Genomic DNA, 20,343 nt, shown 5'->3' with positions numbered 1-20,343 from the left:
GGAGGGTCGCGATCGACACCGACGTTGTTGGCGATCGGCGCCCACATCATCGGTCCGAACCGATCGACGTGAGTTGAGTATCTGCCCGACCAGCACGAACATCGCCGTAGAAGAAGACCTGCGGCAGGCACTACCGGGCGAACGTGATCACCGACGTCGCGCTGCTCCCGCGAGGTCCGGGTGGTCGAACGAACTCGAGGTCGCAGGAACAGCCGCATCAGCCATCGGTGCCGCGAGCACCAGCACCGCGGTCACCGCCGGCGAGGAACAGTGCGGCCAGCGTCACGATCCGGTTGGTGTACGCCGTCTCCGCCGTCGTCGTCCTTCGCATCGCCCGCACCAGCTGCGGGACCAGCACGGCGTTGAACACCCCACCGGCGAGCAGGATGTAGAGCATGTTCGGCACCGTGTTGGCAATGTTGAACATATCCGCGTGCGTCCAGACGCCCAGTGCCGCGACCAGCAGGAGCTGCGGACGAACCCGCTCGCCTCGTGAGACCACTGTGCCGGCGGCCATTACCGCGCTCGAGCTTCAGCACCGACAGAGTTGGCCTGATCCCGGGCTGCTCCTGGTCCTGCTCGGTACCCAGGCCTGGATCGACTTCGTCACGGGCGAGCAGGCTCGTCCCCGGGGTCAGTCATCGGCAGTCGTCCCGGCCGCCGGGTCGTCGGCTGTTGTCCCACTCGTTCCCGCACCGCTTGCCGGCGCACCGTCAACCGGTGTCTCGCCGCCTGTCTGATCCGCCCCGGCACTGCCTGTTGCCGAGTCGGCTTCCTGGTCGCCGGCTTCCTGGTCTCCGGTGGGCTGGCCCGGGCCGGGGTGGCGCCCGAACCGGTCGCGGACCTTGCCCCGCGTACGGATCACGATCGCGATCACCAGCACGAGGGTGCCGACGCCGATGACCGCCCAGATGAACTGGCTGACGTGACTGGAACGCAGCCGCATCGACTCGGGCTCGCCGATGGTTTCGCCGTCGGCGTTGACGATCTTGAGGGTGACCGGCCAGACGCCGATTCCACTGGACGTTGCACGCATCGTGACGGTGCGACGCTGACCCGGCTCGACCCGGACCGGCTCGGCGTCGTCGATGGTGAGCTTGTCGGAGCTGGAGACCGCATGCACGCCGACCACGACGGCCTCGTCGAGGTCGTTGGTCAGCGTCGCTTGGAAGCGGCCCTCGTCGCTCGACATGGTCACGAACGACGGCCCACGCACCGACACCTTGTCGAGCTCGCCGCGTACCGCCGCGGTGATGGCAGCGGTCCCGAGCTGTGACACGCAGCGGCGCCTTGCGGTACTGGGCGGAGGTCGCGAGATACGCGTACGCGTCGAACTGCCCGGTGAGCGCGCCGCTGCGGTCGAGGGTGGCGTCGAGCGTCCCCGCGACCCGCTGCAGTGTGGAGGCCTCGGTGAAGTTGCCGATCGGGATCAGCGCGGACTTGTCCGGCGGGTTCTGCGGCAGCACGGCCGGGTCGGCGACGGAGTCTGCCAGGGGGGAGCGTACGGCCTCGGAGACCGGGGTGCCGGTCAGCCAGGGCACCTGCGCGAGGGCCTCGAAGAAGTGCGACCGCTCCCACTGGGCGCCGGGATCCCAGCGGCTCGGCAGCGTCACGATCAGGGGTTGCTCGGCCCGGCTGCCGAGCGCATGGACCGCTGCTTCGGCGATCACGCGCTGCCGGACGCCCAGTGCCGTGCGGTCGACGGTCGTATCGGGAGCGCTGAACACGTCGTCGGCGACGGTCAGGTGCGCGCCCGCGGTGGTGTCGACCCGCGTGTCGCGTACGTCGACCTGGGAGGCGCCCAGGAGCTGCGGGCCTAGTGCCGCGGTCGCCTTGGAGGTCGATTGGGTCAGGCTGCCGTCCGTGGGGGCGATCACGGGTGAGGCGGCGATGCCGAGAGCATTCAGGCGGTCGATCCCGTGCCGGGTCGCATGCTCGACGAGGGGGCCGAAGTGAGCTTGGTAGGCCGCCTCGACGTCCACGTCGCCGTAGGGGACCGCGAGCACGCCGTGGTTGGAGGCGCCGGTGTCCAGCAGCTTCAGCCATGCCGCCGCGGTCGTGGTCGTGTCATCGGTCGTGTCGCCGGTCGTATCATCGGTGCCCGAACCCGAGTCGCCGCTCGAGCCGCTGTCCGAATCGGTGCCCGAGCTGGTCCCCGGGGACTCGCTCGGCGATGGGCTCTCGGAAGGGTCCGACTCGGTGCGGCCCAGCGAGAGGTCGTACCCGGGGCTGCCTGCGGCGAGCTCGTGCGCGAGGTCGGGTACGGCCGGGTCGATCAGGTAGCTGAACGGGAATCCTGGGTTCCCTCCTCGGCCTCCTCCTGCGCCTCCCCCTGGGTCTACTCCTGGGCCTCGTACCGGGCCGTCCGTGGTCAGGGAGAGCAGCCGCCCCAGCCGGCCGTCGGCGCTGAGCAGCTGGTTCCAGCGATCGGGAGAGAGCGGCCGGCCGGTGCTGTCGTAGGAGACCGGGGCGCGGACCTGCACCAGCACACCGAGCGCGGTCGTCGGCGGGTTCTTCTTGGGCATCAGCGTGATGAAGGTGCGTGCCCGGCCGTCCGCGCCGTCTGTGCGTACGCCATCCTCGGCACCGAGCACCTGGATGCCCAGCTGGTAGACCCCGGACCGCCTGGACAGGATGCGCTCGTCGAGGTCCTTGCGCCGCACGGTGAGGTCGAACCGGGTGGACTGGCCGGGCTTCAGATCGGTGATCGCGTCGTCGTACTGGCCCTCTCCGGCCAACCGGTCGCCGAAGTACGTGTCGGGCGCGCTGCCGGCCGCGTCGTCGAGCTCGGCGCGGGTACGCAGCGGATTCGGCGAGATGACCAGATAGGCCTGCAGGTCGCTCCAGTCGGAATCGCTGGCGTTGGTGATCGTGCCGGTGACGCGCAGCGGCCCCTTGGCCGGGATCACCGCGGGGTCGAGGCCGTCGATGGTGACGGTCAGCGGGTCCGCTACCGCGTCGCCCTCCGCGGCCTGCGCCGCCGAGGCCCCGAGCGACGCACCGATCCCTGCCATTGCCGCACCGGCCAGCAGACCGGCCAGCAGGCAGACGACAGCGCGCGCCCGGCGGGGAGGAATCGCCCGGCCGAAATCTACGCGGTCCCGACCCGAGCCGGTTTGTGGCCGATGGTGGCGATCGTGGCCGGTTTGTGGCCGATGCCGACAAGAGTGCTCGGCGTGTCGCTGTCACCATCGGCCACAATCCAGCCCGTCCGCGTTGAGCGGGTTCGGTTTCCTGCCTGGCTGAGTCGGCAGAGCAGGGAGGAACGGCGAGTACGGCCGGGGCCGGGTCTGCCTCCGCGGTGCGGTGGGGGTGCCGGGTCCAGTGATTCGAGTCGGTGGCGAAATCGGCCCTGGGGCAGCCAACTGGAATCACTGGCGTAGGCAAGACTCCTAACGCGGTTGCTCACTGGCAATATGTGGCAGCCAGCAACCGGATAGAGCTCGCGCCAGTAGGCCATGCCTGCTGCGCGCCGCCCCGGCGGCGCCTCGCCGCGTTGTCGTCGGTCGACGGGCCACCAGCCCGCCTCTCTCCTCCGCCTTGCGATGCATCCACCGGATACGCCGCTCGCAACGACAGCGCCTACTGGCGCAATCTCTAGGCCGACTAGCCACGTACCAAACCGGACTGCGGCCGCCCTCGTTGCCAGTCCAACTGAACCGGGCAGGCTGAACGGGCAGGCTGAACCGGGCAGGGAGCCGCAGCCTCCCCATCACGAGCGGGGCGATCGGCTAGCGAGCTGGCCAGCCGTCGGCGAGCGCCCGCACTGACGCCGGCACCGGGACGCCCGCGCTCAGCCAGGGAGCCGGCTCTGGTGGACCCACGGTGAGACCGAGCGGCACGACGCCCTCCCAGACGTTCGGGTCACCCGGCTCGCTGGGCGGGCCGGAGCGGGTCTTGACCATCCAGGAGCCCTCGACGATCGGCATCGACATGGCGAGCGTCGCCGCGAGCTCCTTGCCCGTCGAGGGCCGCACCTCGGTGGTGCGCCCGGGGAGGATCGCGTCCGAGAGCTTGCGCAGCCCGGCGTCCTTCTCGTCGCCTTCGATCGGCGAGAGCGATCCGTAGACGACGGCCGACCGGTAGTTGGCCGAGGACTCGAAGGTCGAGTCGGCGACGACGATGCCGTCCAGGTGTACGACCGACAGGGCAGCGGGCGAACCTGCGGCGACGTGCCGCAGCGCCCCGGCACCGGTCGAGCCGTGCAGCAGCAGCCGGTCGCCGTCGCGGCAGAACAGCATCGGCACCACCCAGGGCCGGCCGTCCACGACCGTCGAGAGGGTGCCGACCGGCATCGCGTCGAGTACGACATCGAGATCGGCCCGGTCCTGACGTCCGCGGTCGGGCTTCCGGGTCAGCTCCGTCTGGTGCTGCTGGGATGAGGAGGTCACGAGCCTCTCTTAGCACTGATTTTCTCGGGTGTCGAGACGCCCCGGTCGTCGAGTGGTCCGAGGCGCTAGCCGAGGGCCGTATCGAGACGCCGACCGGTCGCACGGCGCGGGTGTGATCTCGATTCGCCCGGCTCGTTCCTGGCCGGGCACTCGATCAGCGGGGTGCCGGGCCGTCCTGGTGGGGTCTCGGTCAGTGGGGTTCCGGTGGGCTCGCTCCGCTCGCTCACGCCCCGAGGCTATGGCCCGTGTCATCGGGTTTCTACAATCGGTCGCTATGTCTGAGTCGTCGCCCCGACGGTTGAGCGACGTCCAGGAGACCGCGCTCGCCGAGCTGATGCGCATCGCTCCCGTGATCGACGAGCTGGGCGCACGTTTCGCCGAGGCTGGAGAGACTCTCGCGCTGGTTGGCGGCCCGGTGCGCGACGCGATGCTGGGCCGGCTGCAGAACGACCTCGACTTCACCACCAGCGCCCACCCCGACGTCACCGAGCGGCTGCTGGCGGGCTGGGCCGACGCCGTGTGGGATCTCGGCAAGGAGTTCGGCACGATCGGCAGCCGCAAGGGCCAGTGGACCGTCGAGGTCACGACCTACCGGGCCGAGAAGTACGACCCCGGCTCGCGCAAGCCGCAGGTACGGTTCGGCGACTCGCTGGAAGGCGACCTGGGTCGCCGCGACTTCACGGTCAACGCGATGGCCGTGACGCTGCCCGAGCGCCGGTTCGAGGATCCCTACGGGGGCCTGCTCGATCTCGCCCACGGCGTACTCCGCACCCCTGGCACCCCGGAGGACTCGTTCTCCGACGACCCGCTGCGGATGATGCGCGCCGCCCGGTTCGCCGCGCAACTCGGCTTCACCGTCGCGCCCGAGGTCGAGGCCGCGATGACCGCGATGGCCGAGCGGATCGACATCATCTCCGCCGAGCGCGTACGCGACGAGCTAGTCAAGCTGGTGTGCGCGCCCGAGCCCCGCCGCGGTCTCACCCTCCTGGTCGAGACCGGCCTGGCCCAGCGCGTACTCCCCGAGCTGCCGGCGCTCATGCTCGAGCGCGACGAGCATCACCGCCACAAGGACGTGTACGAGCACACGCTGACCGTGCTGGAGCAGTCGATCGAGCTGGAGCGGGAGCGGCTGGGGCTCGAGCCCGACTTCGTCTCCCGGTTCGCCGCGCTGATGCACGACGTCGGCAAGCCGCGTACGCGCCGGTTCCAGGCGGACGGCTCGGTGACCTTCCACCACCACGACGTGGTCGGCGCGAAGCTGACCCGCAAGCGGATGAAGGCGCTGCGCTTCTCGAACGACGACGTCGACGCGGTCAGCAAGCTGGTCGAGCTGCACCTGCGGTTCCACGGCTACGGCGACGGTGCCTGGACCGACTCGGCGGTGCGGCGGTATGTGCGTGACGCCGGCGACCAGCTGGAACGGCTGCACATCCTGACCCGGGCCGATTGCACGACCCGCAACCGGCGCAAGGCCGAGCGGCTGGCGCGTACGTACGACGACATCGAGGCGCGTATCGACGCTCTGGCCGAGCAGGAGCAGCTCGACGCCATGCGTCCCGACCTCGACGGCAGCCAGATCATGGCGATCCTCGGCATCCCGCCCGGCCGCGAGGTCGGCGAGGCGTACCGCTTCCTGCTCGACCTGCGGATCGAGCACGGCCCGCAGGCACCGGAGGCCGCCGAGGCCGCGCTGCGTGCATGGTGGGCCGGCCGAGCCGGCGACCGATCCTGACGGCGAATCCGCCAGCCGCGCGGCGGCGAATTGGTGACCTGTGGGTAACCTGTGAGATACGGAACAGACATGTATCAGGGAGCTGGGTCGCGACCTCTGCTCAGATGCGAGATGAGTACGCATGCTCAGGCCCCCGCCGGCGCGGGTGTCCGAGGATCGAGAAATAGCACGCGGTGCGGAACCGGCAGTGAAGGTCCCGCGTCAGTGATCTCCGGTGGCCGCTCTCGGGCGGTCATTGACCAACAACTGCAAGGGAGCATCCATGAATCGCCCGTTCACCCGCCGAGTGCGGGGCCGCGCTGTGGTCGCAGCGACGACGGCAGCCGGGATCGGCCTGGCCGGTCTCGTCCTGGCGTCGACGCCCGCGGACGCAGCTATCCCGGCCGACCCGAACTGTCCAGACGCCTACCCGGTCGCCGACCTGAATCCAGGCGATGCGGTCGACGGGCTCACCGTCTCCTCCGGCACTGACCCTGACGAGTTCACCGGCGAGGTGCTCGGCGTACTCGACGACGGCATCGCGCCCGGCGTCGACATGATCATGGTGTCGCTGGACAGCCCGGCGATCGAAGCGGCGGGCGGTATCTGGCAAGGCATGAGCGGCTCGCCCGTCTACGCCGCCAACGGCGAGCTGATCGGCGCGGTCGCGTACGGACTTTCCTACGGCCCCTCGCCGGTCGCGGGCGTCACCCCGGCCGCGGCAATGCAGAAGCTGCTCACCAACCCGGTCGCGGGCGCCCAGAAGCTGGCCAAGACGGTCAAGCTGCCGGCGAAGCTCCAGGCCAAGGTCGCCGCGCAACCCGACACCACCCTCGCCGAGGCGCAGTCGGGCTACTCCCAGTTGTCGACACCGATCGCGGTGTCGGGCAACTACAACGCGAAGACCTTCAAGAAGCTGACCAAGTCACTCAAGCTCTCGCGGCGCCACGTTCTACCGAGCCAAGGCCGCTCCGGCAGCCGCCGCCGAGGACGGCAGCGACGACATCTTCGCCGGGAGCAACCTCGCCGCTTCGGTGTCCTACGGTGACATCACGTTGGCCGCCATAGGGACCACCACGATGGTCTGCGACGACAAGGTCGTCGGCTTCGGGCACCCGTTCTTCTACAGCGGGGAAGCGAGTTTCGCGCTGCACGGCGCGAATGCGGTCTACGTGCAGCCCGACTCGCTGGGCTCGCCGTTCAAGGTCGCCAACCCGACCGCACCGGTCGGCACGATCGACCAGGACCGCACCGCTGGTATCGCCGGTGTGCTGGGGACTCTGCCCGCGACCACCGCGGTCCACACCGCGGTGACCTACAACGGTGACACCCAGACCTCCGACACCCAGGTCCCGACGCCCGACTATCTGTCGACCGTGGAGTACTACGCCACCAACTCCGGCATGCTCTCGGCGCTCGACGCGTACACGAAGGGCTCGGCGCTGGTGACCTACAAGATCACCGGTCACACCGCCGCGGGGTCGTTCACGTTGACGCGCACCAACCGGTACGCCGACTCGTACGACATCAACGATGCGGCGACCTGGGACGTCGCGGACGCGACCGACACCATCTTGAACAACGACTTCACCGACGTCACGATCGATGACGTGGACTGGAAGGCGAGTGTCTCGCCCCAGGCCCGGCAGTACACCGTCTCCAAGGTGCAGGCCAAGATCAAGGGCACGTTCAAGACGCTGAAGTCCAGCTCCGTGGTCCGGGTCAAGCCGGGCAAGGCGCTCAAACTGAAGATCACGCTGACGTCGCGGCGCAACGCCTTCGGCTCGAAGGTGATCGACACGTCCGTGCTGTTGCCCAAGAAGACCAAGGTCGGCCGGTCCGGCATGCTGTCGATCGGCGGCTCCTCGGGCGGCGACGAGTGTGACGAGTTCGACTGCCGGGCGAGCGGCTCGGGTACGCCGAGCTCGTTCAAGGGCCTGCTCAACTCGATCGCCTCGGCCCCGCGCAACGACCAGTTGCTCGCGGAGCTCGACCTCTTCACCGCCAGCGGCATGACCACGCCGTGGAAGCAGACCAAGCAGCTCAGCGACGTGGTGAGCGACGGTCTCTACTTCGACGCGGTCACGGTCAACAAGCTCTGACCGAGCCAGATCTTGAGCCCTCCGGTCCGTCAGGACCGGAGGGCTCGAGTGCGTTGCGTCAGGCCGGAGAGTTTCAGTCACCAGGTGACTGAAACTCTCCGGTATCTGGTCGGCAGCCTCCGTGCGGCGCCGTACCCTGAGCGGATGGGCGGCTGGCCGAGCTCGCCGCCGCCGAGCCGCGATCTACTCCTGGCGCTGACAGGCAGGCGGGTCTGAACGATCGCTGCAAGACTGCCGCCATGGGTACGTCGACGCCCCGCGGACTACTGGGCCACCTGCGGAGACTGCTGCGTCACCGCTGGTTCCGGTGGCTGTTCGCGACCCGGCTGACCTCGCAGCTGTCCGACGGCGTCTTCCAGGTCGCGCTGGCCGGGTATGTGCTGTTCTCGCCCGAGCGACAGCCCGACGCCCGTTCGATCGCGGTCGTGCTGGCGGTCGTGCTGTTGCCGTTCTCGGTGCTCGGCCCGTTCGCCGGGGTGCTGCTGGACCGGTGGCAGCGGCGCCAGGTGCTGGCGTACGCCAACCTGGTCCGGTCCGGGATCGTGCTGATGTTGGCGCTGCTGGTCGCGCGGGGCGTACCCGACTGGCTGTTCGCGCTGGTCGTGGTGTGCTGCCTGTCGCTGAACCGGTTCGTGCTGGCCGGTCTCTCCGCGGCGTTGCCGCACACGGTCGAGACCGACGACCTCGTCACCGCCAACGCGCTGACGCCTACCCTCGGGGCGCTCGGCACTGCCACCGGGGCCGGGCTGGGCGGGGTGGTGCATCAGGTGGCCGGGGACGGGTGGGTGCTGGTGTTCGCGGCGGTCGGCTACTTCGCCGCGAGCCTGGTGGCGCTGCGGATCCCACGTCGGCTGCTCGGCCCGGACGCGGTCGACCAGTCCACGCTCGGCGCCGTGCTGCGCGGGGTGATCCGTGGCCTGGTCCACGGACTCGGGCATCTGCGCGAGCGCAGACCCGCGGCGTACGCGCTGGGCACGATCGCCGCCTCACGCTTCGCCTTCGGGCTGATCACGGTGGTGGTGGTGCTGCTCTATCGCGGCCACTTCCACGCCGGCGAGGATCCCGATGCGGCGTTCGCCGACCTGGCCTGGTTCGGTGGCGCGGTCGCGCTCGGCTTCTTCGCCGCCGCGCTGCTGACCCCTCCGGTGGTCGAGCGCAGCGGCACCCGCCGATGGATGGTGTCGTTGCTGGGGATCGCCGGAATCGTGACGCTGGGGCCTGTGCTGTGGCCGCACCGGCCGGTGCTCGTCGGGCTCGGCGCGGTCGTGGGGCTCTGTGCCCAGGGGGTGAAGATCTGCGTCGACACCCTCGTGCAGACCGGTGTGGACGACGAGTTCCGGGGCCGGGTCTTCTCGGTGTACGACGTGCTCTACAACGGCGCGTTCGTCGCGGCAGCCGCGGTGGCGGCGGGCTTCGTGCCCGACGACGGACTCGCGCCGGGCGTACTCGTCTTGGCAGCGGCCGTCTTCATGGGGACAGCGACCGCCTACACCGCATCTCGACCATGAACGCCGAGTTGGCACGAAACTACGCCGAGTTGGCACGAATCGTCGACGATTCGTGCCAACTCGCTGACGATTCGCGCCAACTCGGCGAGAAACTCAGGCGTCGCCGGCGATGAATGCCTCGAGCCTCGCGCGACCCTCGTCGTCGGGGAGCTGGATCGGGGGCGACTTCATCAGGTAGGTCGACGCGGAGTGCACCGGGCCGCCGAGTCCGCGGTCCTTGGCGATCTTGGCCGCACGGACCGCGTCGATGATGATGCCGGCGCTGTTCGGGGAGTCCCAGACCTCGAGCTTGTACTCCAGGTTCAGCGGCACGTCACCGAACGCGCGACCCTCGAGGCGGACGTAGGCCCACTTGCGGTCGTCGAGCCAGGCCACGTAGTCCGACGGGCCGATGTGTACGTTGCGATCGTCCTTCTTGCCGGCCAGCGGACCGTTCAGGTTCGACGTCACGGCCTGGGTCTTGGAGATCTTCTTGGACTCCAGCCGCTCGCGCTCGAGCATGTTCTTGAAGTCCATGTTGCCGCCGACGTTGAGCTGGTAGGTGCGGTCCAGCGTGACGCCGCGGTCCTCGAACAGCTTGGCCATCACCCGGTGGGTGATCGTGGCGCCGACCTGCGACTTGATGTCGTCGCCGACGATCGGCACGCCGGCCTCCTCGAACTTCGCGGCCCACTCGGGGTCGGAGGCGATGAACACCGGCAGCGCGTTGACGAAGGCGACCTTCGCGTCGATCGCGCACTGGGCGTAGAACTTGTCGGCCTGCTCGGACCCGACGGGCAGGTAGGAGACGAGCACGTCGACCTCGTTGTCCTTGAGCACCTGCACGACATCGACCGGCTCCTCGTCGGACTGCTCGATGGTCTGCAGGTAGTACTTGCCCAGGCCGTCGAGGGTCGGGCCGCGCTGCACGATCACGCCGGTCGGCGGTACGTCGGTGATCTTGATGGTGTTGTTCTCGCTGGCCTGGGTCGCCTCGGAGAGGTCGAACCCGACCTTCTTGGCGTCGACGTCGAACGCGGCCACGAACTCGATGTCGGAGACGTGGTAGTCGCCGAACTTGACGTGCATCAGCCCGGGGACGGTGCTCGCCGCGTCGGCGTTGCGGTAATACTCCACGCCCTGGATCAGGGAGGTGGCGCAGTTGCCGACTCCCACGATTGCTACTCGTACCGAACCCATCGGGCTCTCCTTACCTTGCTGGTTACCTTGCTCGTTCACTTATGGTTCGTTTGCCTAGGACTTGCTGCTGCGACTGCGCTCCGCGTCGATCAGGCTCGAGAGCCACGACACCTCGCGCTCCACCGATTCCACGCCGTGCCGTTGCAGCTCGGCGGTGTAGGCGTCCATCTCCTGCTGAGTACGCGTGAGCTGGGACTGCACACGCGAGAGTCTCTCTTCGAGGCGAGTACGCCGGCCCTCCAGGATGCGGAGCCGGATCTCCATGTCGGTACGGCTGAAGAACGCGAACCGCACGTCGAAGCTGTCGTCCTCCCAGGAGGCTGGCCCGGCATCGGCCATCAGCTCACCGAACCGGGCGTCGCCGGCCGGGGTGAGCTCGTACACGATGCGCTGTCGTCGCGAGACCGGAGCACCCGGTGCCGGAGGCTCGACGTGCTCGATGATCCAGCCGGCGCGGAGCATCTTCTTCAGCGCGGGATACAGCGAGCCGTAGGACAGCATGCGGGTCCAGCCGAGTACGCCGGAGAGCCGCTTGCGCAGTTCGTACCCGTGCATCGGCGACTCGTGCAACAGCCCGAGTACTGCGAACTCCAGGGAGTCCCCGCGTTTGGTCACGTATGTGCTTTCAGTGGAGGATTGGCCGCGATACAGCGACTAGTTCTATCACACAAACATATCGCATCGATATATCGGCTGCGAGTCAAGATCGGCCGCCCGAGTGACGCGGCCATAGCCAAAGACTTGCTGAGAACCAGCCTTCGGATTCGGGGAACTGGGTCGGTGCCCGTACTCTCTACTGCGATGAGCGAGCGCAAACCCCCCCAACAGATCTGCCGCCGGACCGACTGGCGGATCTCCGGGCGGATCGACTGGCGGCAAACGGAGCAGCCGGGCCAAGACGAAGCCGAAGAAGAGCTTCGCCCGGCGCTGGCTCAAGCGCGTCTTCCTCGCCGGGTTGGTCGGGTTCGGTCTGCTGGTCGTGGCGTTCGTCGTGGCCTACATGCGCACCGACATTCCCGACCCCAACGCCGACTTCCAGACCCAGACGTCCTACGTCTACTACCAGGACGGCAAGACGGTGCTCGGGAAGTTCGCGACCCAGAACCGCGAGTCGGTTTCGCTGAAGCAGATGGGTCCCTACACCGCACCCGCGGCGATCGCGGCCGAGGACCGCACCTTCTACAGCAACAAGGGCATCGATCCCAAGGGCATCCTCCGGGCGGCGTTCAGCAACGTCCGCGGCAACGACCTGCAGGGCGCCTCGACGATCACCCAGCAGTACGTCAAGGTGCTCTACCTGAACCAGGAGCGGTCCTACAAGCGCAAGATCAAGGAAGCGTTCCTCTCCCTGAAGCTCCAGCGTGAGCAGAGCAAGGACGAGATCCTCGAGGGCTACCTCAACACGATCTACTTCGGTCGCGGCGCGTACGGCGTCGAGGCGGCGGCGAAGGCCTATTTCGGGATCTCCGCCGCCCAGCTCAACCTCAAGCAGTCGGCCGCGCTCGCCGCGGTGCTCAACTCGCCGAGCAACTACGACCCCGCGAAGGGGGCCGAGGCGAAGCAGGCGTTGTTCGACCGCTATCGCTACGTGCTGGACGGCATGCTGAAGACCGGTGACATCACCGACGCCCAACACGCCAAGGCATCGCAGAGCCTGCCGAAGTTCCCCAATATCCGTACCCACACCGGCTACACCGGACAGACCGGGTACGTCATGGAGATGGTGCGCAGCGAGCTGGAGGACCTGGGTTACTCCGACGCCGAGATCGACGGCACCGGCCTGCGCGTCACCACCACGATCGACCCGGAGGTGATGAAATCCGCGGCCGAAGGTGTCGCCTCCGCCCGCCCCGACGGGCTCAAGCAACTGCACATCGCGGTCGCCTCGACCGATCCCTCCACCGGAGCCTTGCGCGGGCTCTACGCGGGCGCGCCGTACGAGAAGAGCCAGGGCGGCATCAACTGGGCCCTTGCCGGTGGTGCCCCGGGTTCGGCGTTCAAGCCGTTCGCCGTCGCGGCCGGGCTCAAGGACGGCTACTCGCTCAAGAGCACGTTCATGGGCAACTCGCCGATCGAGATCGGCAACCTGTCGTTCAAGAACGAGGGCGAGGGTACGGGTGAGGACCTCGGCAGTGCGGTCGACCTGAAGCGCTGCCTGGCGCTCTCGATCAACACCTGCTTCATCGATCTGACCGACTCGATGGAGAACGGCCCGCAGAAGGTCTACAACATGACCCGGGCGGTCGGCATCCCGACCAAGACCTACAACGGCGGCGACGCCGGCCTGCGGCCCGAGATGGGGATCTCGCTCGGCTCGGCCACGGTCAGCCCGATCGACATGGCCAACGCGTACGGCACGATCGAGGACGGCGGCCTGGCCAAGTCGTGGTACCTCATCCAGGGCGTGAAGAACAGCAAGGGCGACGACCTCTACGAGCACAAGGTCAAGACCAAGCGAGTGATGAGCGAGGATGTCGCCGCCGATACCACCTATGCGATGCAAGACGTCGTCAAGGTCGGCACCGGCACCAACGCATTGGCCCTGGGCCGCCCGGTCGGCGGCAAGACCGGCACCGCGACCGACGACGAGGGCCGGGTGCGCTCCGCCTGGTTCGTGGGGTTCACACCGCAGCTGTCGACCGCGGTGATGTACGTCCGTGGTGACGGCAACGCGCCGCTCGACGGCTACATGGAGCCTTTCTACGGCGGTACCTACCCCTGCCTGACCTGGACCGCGGTCATGACCCAGGCGCTGGAGGGCCAGCCGGTGGAGGAGCTTGCCGATCCGGCGTACCTGACCGCTACCCAGACCAACCACGCGCCAGTCCCGACCTACACGCCCAGGCCGCACAAGAAGGCCACCAAGCAGCCGACGAAGCAACCCACCAAGCAGCCCACTTCGACGCCCACGCCGACTCCGACACCCACCCCGACACCCACCCCGACGCCGACACCGACTCAGACCCCGACACCAGCGGAGTGCACGGGAGACGACTGCCCGGACTCCGGCGGGGGTTAGCTCCCCGAGCGGTCGCAGCGAGGTACCGGCGGGGGTATCGAGACGCCGACCAGACGCGAGACACCGAAGCCGCGGATTCTCTTCACGGATGCTCCCGGTCGTCGGGTACGCCGAGCTTGCGAGGCGTGTATCGAGACGTCGCGGCCGGCGCTCCTCGGCGGGGTGCGCCGACTCTGTGTTTGTCTGCCCCGTAGGCTCGGCAGGTGACCGAGCCGACCTCCGCCGAGCGCGTGCTGGTCACCCACGAGGACCCGGTGGCGCGCTCCGCGAGCGGCCTGGCCGGCGGGCCGGCGGGCAAGCGCTTCGCTCAACATCCCTGGTGGACTCCGGTACGGGTCGTGCTCGCCGTCGCCACCGTCGTCTTCATGCTCGGCATGGTGCAGAAGACGCCGTGCGTCCAGGCGCACTGGGCCGGCAAGGACCAGCCGCAGTATCGCACGATGTGCTACTCCGACGCCCCCTTCCTCTACACCGGCCGTGGGCTGGCCGAGCGGGTGCTGCCCTACACCGACACCGACGGCCGCTACCCCGACCTGGAGTACCCGGTGTTGACCGGCTACTTCATGTACGCCCAGGGCCTGCTCACCCAGCTCGTGGTCGGCTGGCCCGACATCTCCGATCGTGCCGCCATGCCCGCCGACCAGGTGTACGCCGCACCCGGCGTCGACCGGGAACGCCAGGTCTTCTTCAAGGTCGGCGCGGTGATGCTGTTCGGCTGTGCGCTGATCGCCGCGTGGTTCCTCGCCGGTGTGCACCGCCGTCGTCCCTACGACGCGATCGCGTACGCCGCCGCGCCGATGCTGGTGTTCGCCGGCTTGGTGAACTGGGACTATCTCGCGGTCTGCTTCCTGGCCGGCGCACTATGGGCTTGGGCGCGCGGCCGGCCGGTGCTCACGGGAGTGTTCATCGGCCTGGGCACCGCTGCGAAGCTCTACCCGGTGTTCCTGCTGGGTGCGCTCCTGGTGATCGCGCTGCGCCGGGACCGCGGGGAGCGAACCGAGCTGCGCCGGTTCGGCACGACCGCGCTGGCGGCGGCCGCCGCCTGGCTGCTGGTCAACCTGCCTGCGATGCTGACCGGTTTCGACCACTGGAAACGGTTCTGGTCGTTCAATTCCGAGCGCGGTCCCGACCTCGGCTCACTCTGGCTGTTGATCGCTCAGACAACGGGCAAGACGATCACTCCGCACACGGTCAACTGGGTGTCAGAGGTGTTGTTCGCCGTTGCCTGCTTGGGGATTCTCGTCCTCGGCGTCAAGGTGCCACAGCCGCCTCGGGTCGCCCAGCTCGCGTTCCTGATCGTCGCGGCCTTCCTGTTGGTCAACAAGGTCTACTCGCCGCAGTACGTCATGTGGCTGCTCCCGCTGGCGGTCCTGGCTCGGCCGCGTTGGCGTGACCTGCTGATCTGGCAGTCGGCGCGAGTTGTTCTACTTCTGCGCGGTGTGGTGGTACCTCGGCGGGTTCACCTCGCTCACCATGGGCGGCGGGGACCGGGTCTACTGGATCGCCATCGTCGTCCGGGTCTGTGCGCAGCTGTGGTTCGCCGGCCTGGTCATCCGCGACATGATCTACCCCGAGCTCGACCTCGTCCGGGCCCACGGAGTCCGACTCGGACTTCGACAATCCGGCCCGCCAGCTGGAGGGTCGGCCAGCAGGAGGGTCGGGAGCAGGAGGAGCGACCTGGTCAGAGGAACGTGATCCGGTCGAACGAGGTCGCGGTGAACCGGACCCGCACGTCGATCTCGTCGCCGACCTCGGGGATCGACACGCCGCTGGGCACGAACAGCATCGACGCCTGCATGTGCGGTGGCTCGGCGAAGAGACCGCTGTTTGCCGCGATGGTGAACGGGGAGCGTACGAAGCCTGCCGGCGTCGAGACCCACCCCGGGCGACAGCGGCGGCGCGGTCGCGGAGGCTGGCGTTGGCGCCGAGCGGTGCGCTCCAGCCCGATGCCGTGTGCGGTGCCGCCGGAGACCACGACGATGGAGCCCGTGCTTGGGCGCCGAGCGGCCGCCGGTAGCCGAACATGTCGCCGCGCTGCACCTCGTGTACGTCGAGCACGGTCGCGCGCACGCTCAGCGCGTCCCGGTCGCCCAGCCACAGCTGCGGTGCCGATGCGCGGGCGGAACGTGAAGTCGGGCCACGCGGTCCCCGAGCGCACGCAGCTCGTCGGCACCGAGATGGGAGACGTAGCACGGTCCGGGTGTCGACGCCCGAGGCGACCGCGTCGGTCAGCAGCCGCTCGACCTCGGCCAGGTGCGAGCCACGCGCCATCGGCAGGTGTAAGGCGATGCCTTCGACGCGTACGCTGTGTGATTGGGGCCGGCTTCGGCCAGGTCGCCGCCTCGCGTAGACCACGTGCCGTGAAACCGTGCCGCAGCATCGAGGTCATCCGCTCCAGCACGACGCGGGGCCGGGTCGCGCGGGGTCGGCGAGGTCGCGCAGGTCCTCGAGCCGGCTGACGGTGTGGATCACGCGGGGGTCGTCGAGGCCGGCCTGCTCGAAAGGGCGCCACGGGGTCAACACCAGCAGCGAGCCGTCGAAGCCCGCCGCCGCGGCGACCTCGTCGTAGGTCCCGACCGCCAGCGTGTCGGTCCTCAGCCCCTGCGCCAGGTAGGCGAGCAGCTCGATGCCGAAGCCGTAGCCGTTGCCCTTGGCCACCGGCACGATGCCGGGGAAGGCCTCGACGACGGACGCGAGGTGCTGGGTGAACCGGCTGCGGTCGACGTAGAGGGTCAGCATCAGCGCCGCCCGAGGTAGATCGTGAACGCCTTGTAGAGCAGGCGGTTGACCGGCAGGTCCCACTCGCCGGCGTACTCGACGGCCTCCCCGCCGGTGCCGACCTTGAACTGGATCAGCCCGACGTGCGGGTCGTCGCTCGCGAGGGTGTCGGTGATGCCGCGCAGGTCGTACACGTCGGCCTTCGCCGCCAGCGCGTCGCGGATCATCCGCCACTGGATCGCGTTGGAGCCGCGCACCTCGCGCTTGTCGGTCGAGGACGCGCCGTAGGAGTACCAGACGTGGCCACCGACCTGGACCCAGGATCGTCGCGGCGACCAGGTCGCCCTCGTGGTCGGCCAGATAGAGCCGGATCCGGTCGCGGGTCCTCGGCGCCGAGCGCCGCGAACATCGTCTGTGAAGTAGGCCAGCGGACGCGGGGTGAAGTGGTCGCGCTCGGCGGTGTGGGCGTAGAGCTTGTGGAACGCCGATCAGGTCGGCCGGCGCTGCCACGGAGTGACACGCGACGCCGGCCTTGTCGGCCTTCTTGATGTTGCGCCGCCACAGCTGGTTCATCCCGGCGAGCACCTCGGCCTCGGTTCGCGGCGTGCCGTCGGGAGGCGCAGCGGGATCAGGAAGTTGTACTGCGGCTGACCTGCCGCGAAGCCGCTCGACGGCGCTCGAGCCGGCGCCAGCCGCAGCTCGGGGAGACCCGTGGCTGACCACGCGGTGCGCCGTCGGCTGGGTGGTCAGCGAGGCCAGGCTGAGCCGGGTACGTTCTCGTCGGCGATTCCGGCCTTGATCGGCGGCGGTGTCCCAACGGGCGGGTGATCACCGGCGGACCCATCCGGATGCCGAACGCGCCGGCCCGCTTCAGGTGAGCGACCATCGGCGGCGAGGCCAGTCGCCGAGCTCGCCGGCTCCCAGTCGAGGACCGGACCCTCGGGCAGGTAGGCGAGTGTAGCGGTTGAGCTTGGGCAGCTTGCGGTACAGCACCAGCGCCGCGCCGACCAGGCTCGCTGCGTCGCCGGTGCGTGAACCAGCCGAGCGACTCGCCCGCCACTCGCTCTTCACCGCGGCCCCATGCCGGGGTCTGCAAGAAGCTCGCCGAACGCTGCGCGCGGATGAACGCGAGATGCTCCTCGGCGCTGATCGCGCCGGACGGTCAGGGTGCGGGTCACATCGGTTGAGCCTAGACGTCGGGCCGCGGGCTCGACACGCGCCTCCTCCGTCGGCGCACTCGACCGGCCTCAGGCTGATCGAGTGGGCGCGAGGGGAGGGCGTATCGAGATCCGGCCGCGCGGCGAGACGGCTGGGGCCCACGGGCGGGGGGTGCGTGGGGGCAAGAGGGGGGGGGGGGCGAGAGGGGGGGGGGGGGGGGGATGACGAAAGCGTTGAGGTCTCAGAGCCGTTCGCGGAGCCAGGCGAAGTCGGCGCGGTGCTCCTCGGCGCCGCCGGGGGTCTCGCAGATGACCGGGGCGCCCGCGGTGCGGATCACCTCGGCGAACCCGTCGGGGTCGACGTGCCCGGCGCCGAAGTTCGCGTGCCGGTCGGCGCCGGAGTCGAAGTCGTCGCGGCTGTCGTTGGCGTGCACGAGGTCGATGCGGCCGGTGATCGCCGACGACCTTCTCGACCGCGGTCGCCGAGCTCGATGCCGCCGGCGTGGCGTGGCAGGTGTCCAGGCAGAAGCCGACCTGGTCGGCGCCCTCGGCGCGACTGGATGGCGTCCCAGACGCCGGCCGATCCGGTCGAGGTGGCGGGTCATCGCGTTGTCGCCACCGGCGGTGTTCTCGATCAGCAGCGGGATCGTCGAGGTCGGTCGCCTCGACGGCCTTGCGCCAGTTGTCGAAGCCGATCGCCGGGTCGTCGTCGGCCTTGTTGACGTGGCCACCGTGCACGATCAGACCCTTCGCGCCGATCTCCGCCGCGGCGTCGACGTGCTGCTGCGAGCAGCTTGCGGCTAGGGGATCCGGATCCGGTTGTTGGTGGTCGCCACGTTGACGATGTACGGCGCGTGGACGTAGAGGTCGACGCCGGCTTCCGCGGCCCGCAGCGCAGGCCGCGGCGCCACCCTGGTACCGGATCTCCGGGCCCTTGTAGCTCTGCGGGATCGCCGAGGAAGAACTGCACGATCGTCGTCTCGCGCGCCTGCGCCTCGGCGACCGGGTCGTTCTGCTCGACGTGGGCGCCGATCGGGAGGGAGCTGCTCATGGCTCCAGGGTGGCGGCGTGGACAGCCGGTTGTCCACAGGTCGGCAGAGTGGTGGCGGCCGTCGGCGGACTCGGGCAGGATCGGACACGATTCACCGACGGCACCTGCGGCGGGACGAGCGCCTGCCGAAGCGCCGCGCAGTTGTGGGAGCGACAGCCCTCCTGTCACGGAACGACCGTGACCGCCTAGTCCGAAGGAGGTGGAGACGCTTTGCGTGCCTACGAAGTCATGGTCATCCTCGACCCCAGCCTCGAAGAGCGCACCGTCGCACCGTCGCTCGACACCTACCTCAACGTCGTCCGCAGGACGGCGGCAGGTCGAGAACGTCGACGTGTGGGGCAGCGACGCCTCGCCTACGAGATCAACAAGAACGCCGAGGGCATCTACGCCGTCGATCACGTGCAGGCCGAGCCGGCCACGGTCAAGGAGCTCGACCGTCAGCTCACCCTGAACGAGTCGGTCTGCGCACCAAGGTCATCCGGCCCGACGCGAATTGACCAGGGCCAACTGATACTTGACGCTGCCCCGATTCGTTCCCCGGCCCCTCGATTGTGCGGCTGAGGATAGTTTCAGGTCAGTCAGACCCAAGATGGAGTCCTGACATGGCAGGCGAAACCCTTATCACCGTCGTCGGCAACCTCACCGCCGACCCCGAGCTGCGCTTCACCCCCTCGGGGGCAGCGGTCGCCAACTTCACGGTGGCGTCCACCCCTCGGCACGTTCGACCGTCAGACCAACGAGTGGACGGACGGCGAGGCGATGTTCCTCAACTGCTCGGTGTGGCGGCAGGCGGCCGAGAACGCCGCCGAGTCTCTGGTCAAGGGGATGCGGGTGATCGTCAACGGCCGGCTCAAGGCTCGTAGCTACGAGACCCGCGAGGGTGAGAAGCGTACGGTCTTCGAGATCGAGGTCGAGGAGGTCGGCCCGAGCTTGAAGTACGCCACCGCGAAGGTCACCAAGACCAGCTCGCGGCTCCGGCTTCGGCGGCAACGTACTCCTGGAACTCGGCGGCGGCGACAGGTGCCGCTGGTGGGGCCGGCGGCAACTACGGCGGCGGCAACCAGGGGAACGCCGGTGGCGGACTCCGCGGCTCCGGCACCGACCCGTGGGCGTCTCCGGGCGCCGCCTCCGACGAGCCCCCGTTCTGAGGGGCAGCTCTGACCGAGACGCGAATCTGATCCGACACAACAGACAACTGTCATTCCGGCCGGCAGCACGCCGCTGCGCGCCGGGCTCAGTATGAAGGAGCACCACAATGGCGAAACCAGTCCTGCGCAAGCCGAAGAAGAAGGTCTGCCAGTTCTGCAAGGAGAAGGTCGGCTACGTCGACTACAAGGACACGACCCTGCTGCGCAAGTTCATCTCCGACCGCGGCAAGATCCGCGCGCGTCGGGTCACCGGCAACTGCGTGCAGCACCAGCGTGACATCGCGATCGCGGTGAAGAACGCCCGTGAGGTCGCCCTGCTGCCGTACACGTCCACCGCTCGCTGAGAGGAGGACCCCTGA

The 20,343-nt window shown here is 68.9% G+C and carries 18 protein-coding genes and 1 pseudogene; 11 read left to right on the top strand and 8 right to left on the bottom strand.

Going from position 1 to position 20,343, the window contains the following annotated elements:
* Positions 1-217 precede the first annotated feature (217 nt).
* Positions 218-517 carry a lipid II flippase MurJ gene (locus QM779_RS05940; RefSeq protein ID WP_428533000.1) on the bottom strand — a complete coding sequence of 100 codons (300 nt, stop codon included), beginning with the start codon at positions 515-517 and terminating at the stop codon, positions 218-220.
* A 117-nt stretch (positions 518-634) separates the two neighbouring features.
* Complete coding sequence (locus QM779_RS05935) at positions 635-1,216, bottom strand: DUF6049 family protein (RefSeq protein WP_428533093.1); 582 nt, start codon at positions 1,214-1,216, stop codon at positions 635-637.
* Between the two features lie 406 nt (positions 1,217-1,622).
* Between QM779_RS05935 and QM779_RS05930 the strand changes: the two genes are divergently transcribed.
* Positions 1,623-1,820, top strand: coding sequence for a hypothetical protein (locus QM779_RS05930; RefSeq protein ID WP_428532997.1), 198 nt, complete (start codon positions 1,623-1,625; stop codon positions 1,818-1,820).
* Positions 1,821-3,731: 1,911 nt separating this feature from the next.
* Here the strand turns inward: QM779_RS05930 and QM779_RS05925 are convergent.
* Positions 3,732-4,391, bottom strand: coding sequence for a pyridoxamine 5'-phosphate oxidase family protein (locus tag QM779_RS05925; protein WP_428532994.1), 660 nt, complete (start codon positions 4,389-4,391; stop codon positions 3,732-3,734).
* 274 nt (positions 4,392-4,665) lie between these two features.
* On the opposite strand from QM779_RS05925, the gene QM779_RS05920 reads away from it, so the two are divergent.
* The 4 genes from QM779_RS05920 to QM779_RS05905 all read left to right on the top strand — a co-directional run bounded on the left by QM779_RS05920 (position 4,666) and on the right by QM779_RS05905 (position 9,712).
* Entirely contained in the window at positions 4,666-6,123 is a 1,458-nt protein-coding gene (locus QM779_RS05920) for a CCA tRNA nucleotidyltransferase (protein ID WP_428532992.1), read from the top strand.
* Positions 6,124-6,385: 262 nt separating this feature from the next.
* Positions 6,386-7,150: a SpoIVB peptidase S55 domain-containing protein gene (locus QM779_RS05915; RefSeq protein WP_428532990.1), complete on the top strand. Its 765-nt coding sequence runs from the start codon at positions 6,386-6,388 to the stop codon at positions 7,148-7,150.
* Between the two features lie 31 nt (positions 7,151-7,181).
* The gene (locus QM779_RS05910) at positions 7,182-8,204 is read left to right on the top strand and encodes a hypothetical protein (protein ID WP_428532987.1); all 1,023 of its coding nucleotides are present in this window, start codon (positions 7,182-7,184) and stop codon (positions 8,202-8,204) included.
* A 239-nt stretch (positions 8,205-8,443) separates the two neighbouring features.
* Positions 8,444-9,712 (top strand): MFS transporter, encoded by a 1,269-nt coding sequence (locus tag QM779_RS05905; protein WP_428532984.1) that lies wholly within the window; start codon positions 8,444-8,446, stop codon positions 9,710-9,712.
* Between the two features lie 93 nt (positions 9,713-9,805).
* Here the strand turns inward: QM779_RS05905 and QM779_RS05900 are convergent, their stop codons facing one another.
* Positions 9,806-10,891 (bottom strand): inositol-3-phosphate synthase, encoded by a 1,086-nt coding sequence (locus tag QM779_RS05900; protein ID WP_428532981.1) that lies wholly within the window; start codon positions 10,889-10,891, stop codon positions 9,806-9,808.
* 54 nt (positions 10,892-10,945) lie between these two features.
* Positions 10,946-11,506 (bottom strand): PadR family transcriptional regulator, encoded by a 561-nt coding sequence (locus QM779_RS05895; RefSeq protein ID WP_428532978.1) that lies wholly within the window; start codon positions 11,504-11,506, stop codon positions 10,946-10,948.
* Between the two features lie 340 nt (positions 11,507-11,846).
* Here QM779_RS05895 and QM779_RS05890 point away from each other — a divergent pair, with 340 nt between their 5' ends.
* Positions 11,847-13,910 carry a transglycosylase domain-containing protein gene (locus tag QM779_RS05890; protein WP_428532975.1) on the top strand — a complete coding sequence of 688 codons (2,064 nt, stop codon included), beginning with the start codon at positions 11,847-11,849 and terminating at the stop codon, positions 13,908-13,910.
* Positions 13,911-14,113: 203 nt separating this feature from the next.
* Positions 14,114-16,369 carry a glycosyltransferase family 87 protein gene (locus QM779_RS05885; RefSeq protein ID WP_428532972.1) on the top strand — a complete coding sequence of 752 codons (2,256 nt, stop codon included), beginning with the start codon at positions 14,114-14,116 and terminating at the stop codon, positions 16,367-16,369.
* Here QM779_RS05885 and QM779_RS05880 read toward each other — a convergent pair.
* From QM779_RS05880 to QM779_RS05870, 3 genes are all read right to left on the bottom strand, one after another.
* The gene (locus QM779_RS05880; RefSeq protein ID WP_428532969.1) at positions 16,296-16,649 is read right to left on the bottom strand and encodes an alanine racemase; all 354 of its coding nucleotides are present in this window, start codon (positions 16,647-16,649) and stop codon (positions 16,296-16,298) included. The two genes, QM779_RS05885 and QM779_RS05880, sit on opposite strands and share 74 nt — an antisense overlap.
* Positions 16,649-16,885, bottom strand: a complete 237-nt coding sequence (locus QM779_RS05875) for a peptidoglycan bridge formation glycyltransferase FemA/FemB family protein (protein WP_428532966.1) — start codon at positions 16,883-16,885, stop codon at positions 16,649-16,651. Before QM779_RS05875 ends, QM779_RS05880 begins: the two co-directional genes overlap by 1 nt.
* 1,142 nt (positions 16,886-18,027) lie before the next feature.
* Complete coding sequence (locus QM779_RS05870) at positions 18,028-18,390, bottom strand: TIM barrel protein (protein ID WP_428532963.1); 363 nt, start codon at positions 18,388-18,390, stop codon at positions 18,028-18,030.
* Positions 18,391-18,409: 19 nt separating this feature from the next.
* Between QM779_RS05870 and QM779_RS05865 the strand changes: the two genes are divergently transcribed.
* From QM779_RS05865 to rpsR, 4 genes and pseudogenes are all read left to right on the top strand, one after another.
* Complete coding sequence (locus tag QM779_RS05865; protein ID WP_428532960.1) at positions 18,410-18,589, top strand: hypothetical protein; 180 nt, start codon at positions 18,410-18,412, stop codon at positions 18,587-18,589.
* 457 nt (positions 18,590-19,046) lie between these two features.
* Positions 19,047-19,397 (top strand): 30S ribosomal protein S6, encoded by a 351-nt coding sequence (gene rpsF / locus QM779_RS05860; protein WP_428532957.1) that lies wholly within the window; start codon positions 19,047-19,049, stop codon positions 19,395-19,397.
* Positions 19,398-19,438: 41 nt separating this feature from the next.
* Positions 19,439-19,984 (top strand): annotated as a pseudogene (locus QM779_RS05855) (single-stranded DNA-binding protein).
* A gap of 107 nt (positions 19,985-20,091) precedes the next feature.
* Complete coding sequence (gene rpsR / locus QM779_RS05850; protein ID WP_428532954.1) at positions 20,092-20,328, top strand: 30S ribosomal protein S18; 237 nt, start codon at positions 20,092-20,094, stop codon at positions 20,326-20,328.
* Positions 20,329-20,343 lie beyond the last annotated feature (15 nt).

This window comes from Propionicimonas sp., from assembly GCF_049840635.1.
GTDB lineage: Bacteria > Actinomycetota > Actinomycetes > Propionibacteriales > Propionibacteriaceae > Propionicimonas.
This window is presented reverse-complemented; position numbering and strand designations above follow the sequence as displayed.

Excerpts from the sequence above, each read along its gene's own strand:
- QM779_RS05920 (WP_428532992.1), top strand. The coding sequence starts at position 4,666 with ATGTCTGAGTCGTCGCCCCGACGGTTGAGCGACGTCCAGGAGACCGCG.
- QM779_RS05905 (WP_428532984.1), top strand. The coding sequence starts at position 8,444 with ATGGGTACGTCGACGCCCCGCGGACTACTGGGCCACCTGCGGAGACTG.
- QM779_RS05900 (WP_428532981.1), bottom strand. The coding sequence starts at position 10,891 with ATGGGTTCGGTACGAGTAGCAATCGTGGGAGTCGGCAACTGCGCCACC.
- QM779_RS05870 (WP_428532963.1), bottom strand. The coding sequence starts at position 18,390 with ATGACCCGCCACCTCGACCGGATCGGCCGGCGTCTGGGACGCCATCCA.
- QM779_RS05940 (WP_428533000.1), bottom strand. The coding sequence starts at position 517 with ATGGCCGCCGGCACAGTGGTCTCACGAGGCGAGCGGGTTCGTCCGCAG.
- QM779_RS05880 (WP_428532969.1), bottom strand. The coding sequence starts at position 16,649 with ATGCTGACCCTCTACGTCGACCGCAGCCGGTTCACCCAGCACCTCGCG.
- rpsR (WP_428532954.1), top strand. The coding sequence starts at position 20,092 with ATGGCGAAACCAGTCCTGCGCAAGCCGAAGAAGAAGGTCTGCCAGTTC.
- QM779_RS05915 (WP_428532990.1), top strand. The coding sequence starts at position 6,386 with ATGAATCGCCCGTTCACCCGCCGAGTGCGGGGCCGCGCTGTGGTCGCA.
- QM779_RS05910 (WP_428532987.1), top strand. The coding sequence starts at position 7,182 with ATGGTCTGCGACGACAAGGTCGTCGGCTTCGGGCACCCGTTCTTCTAC.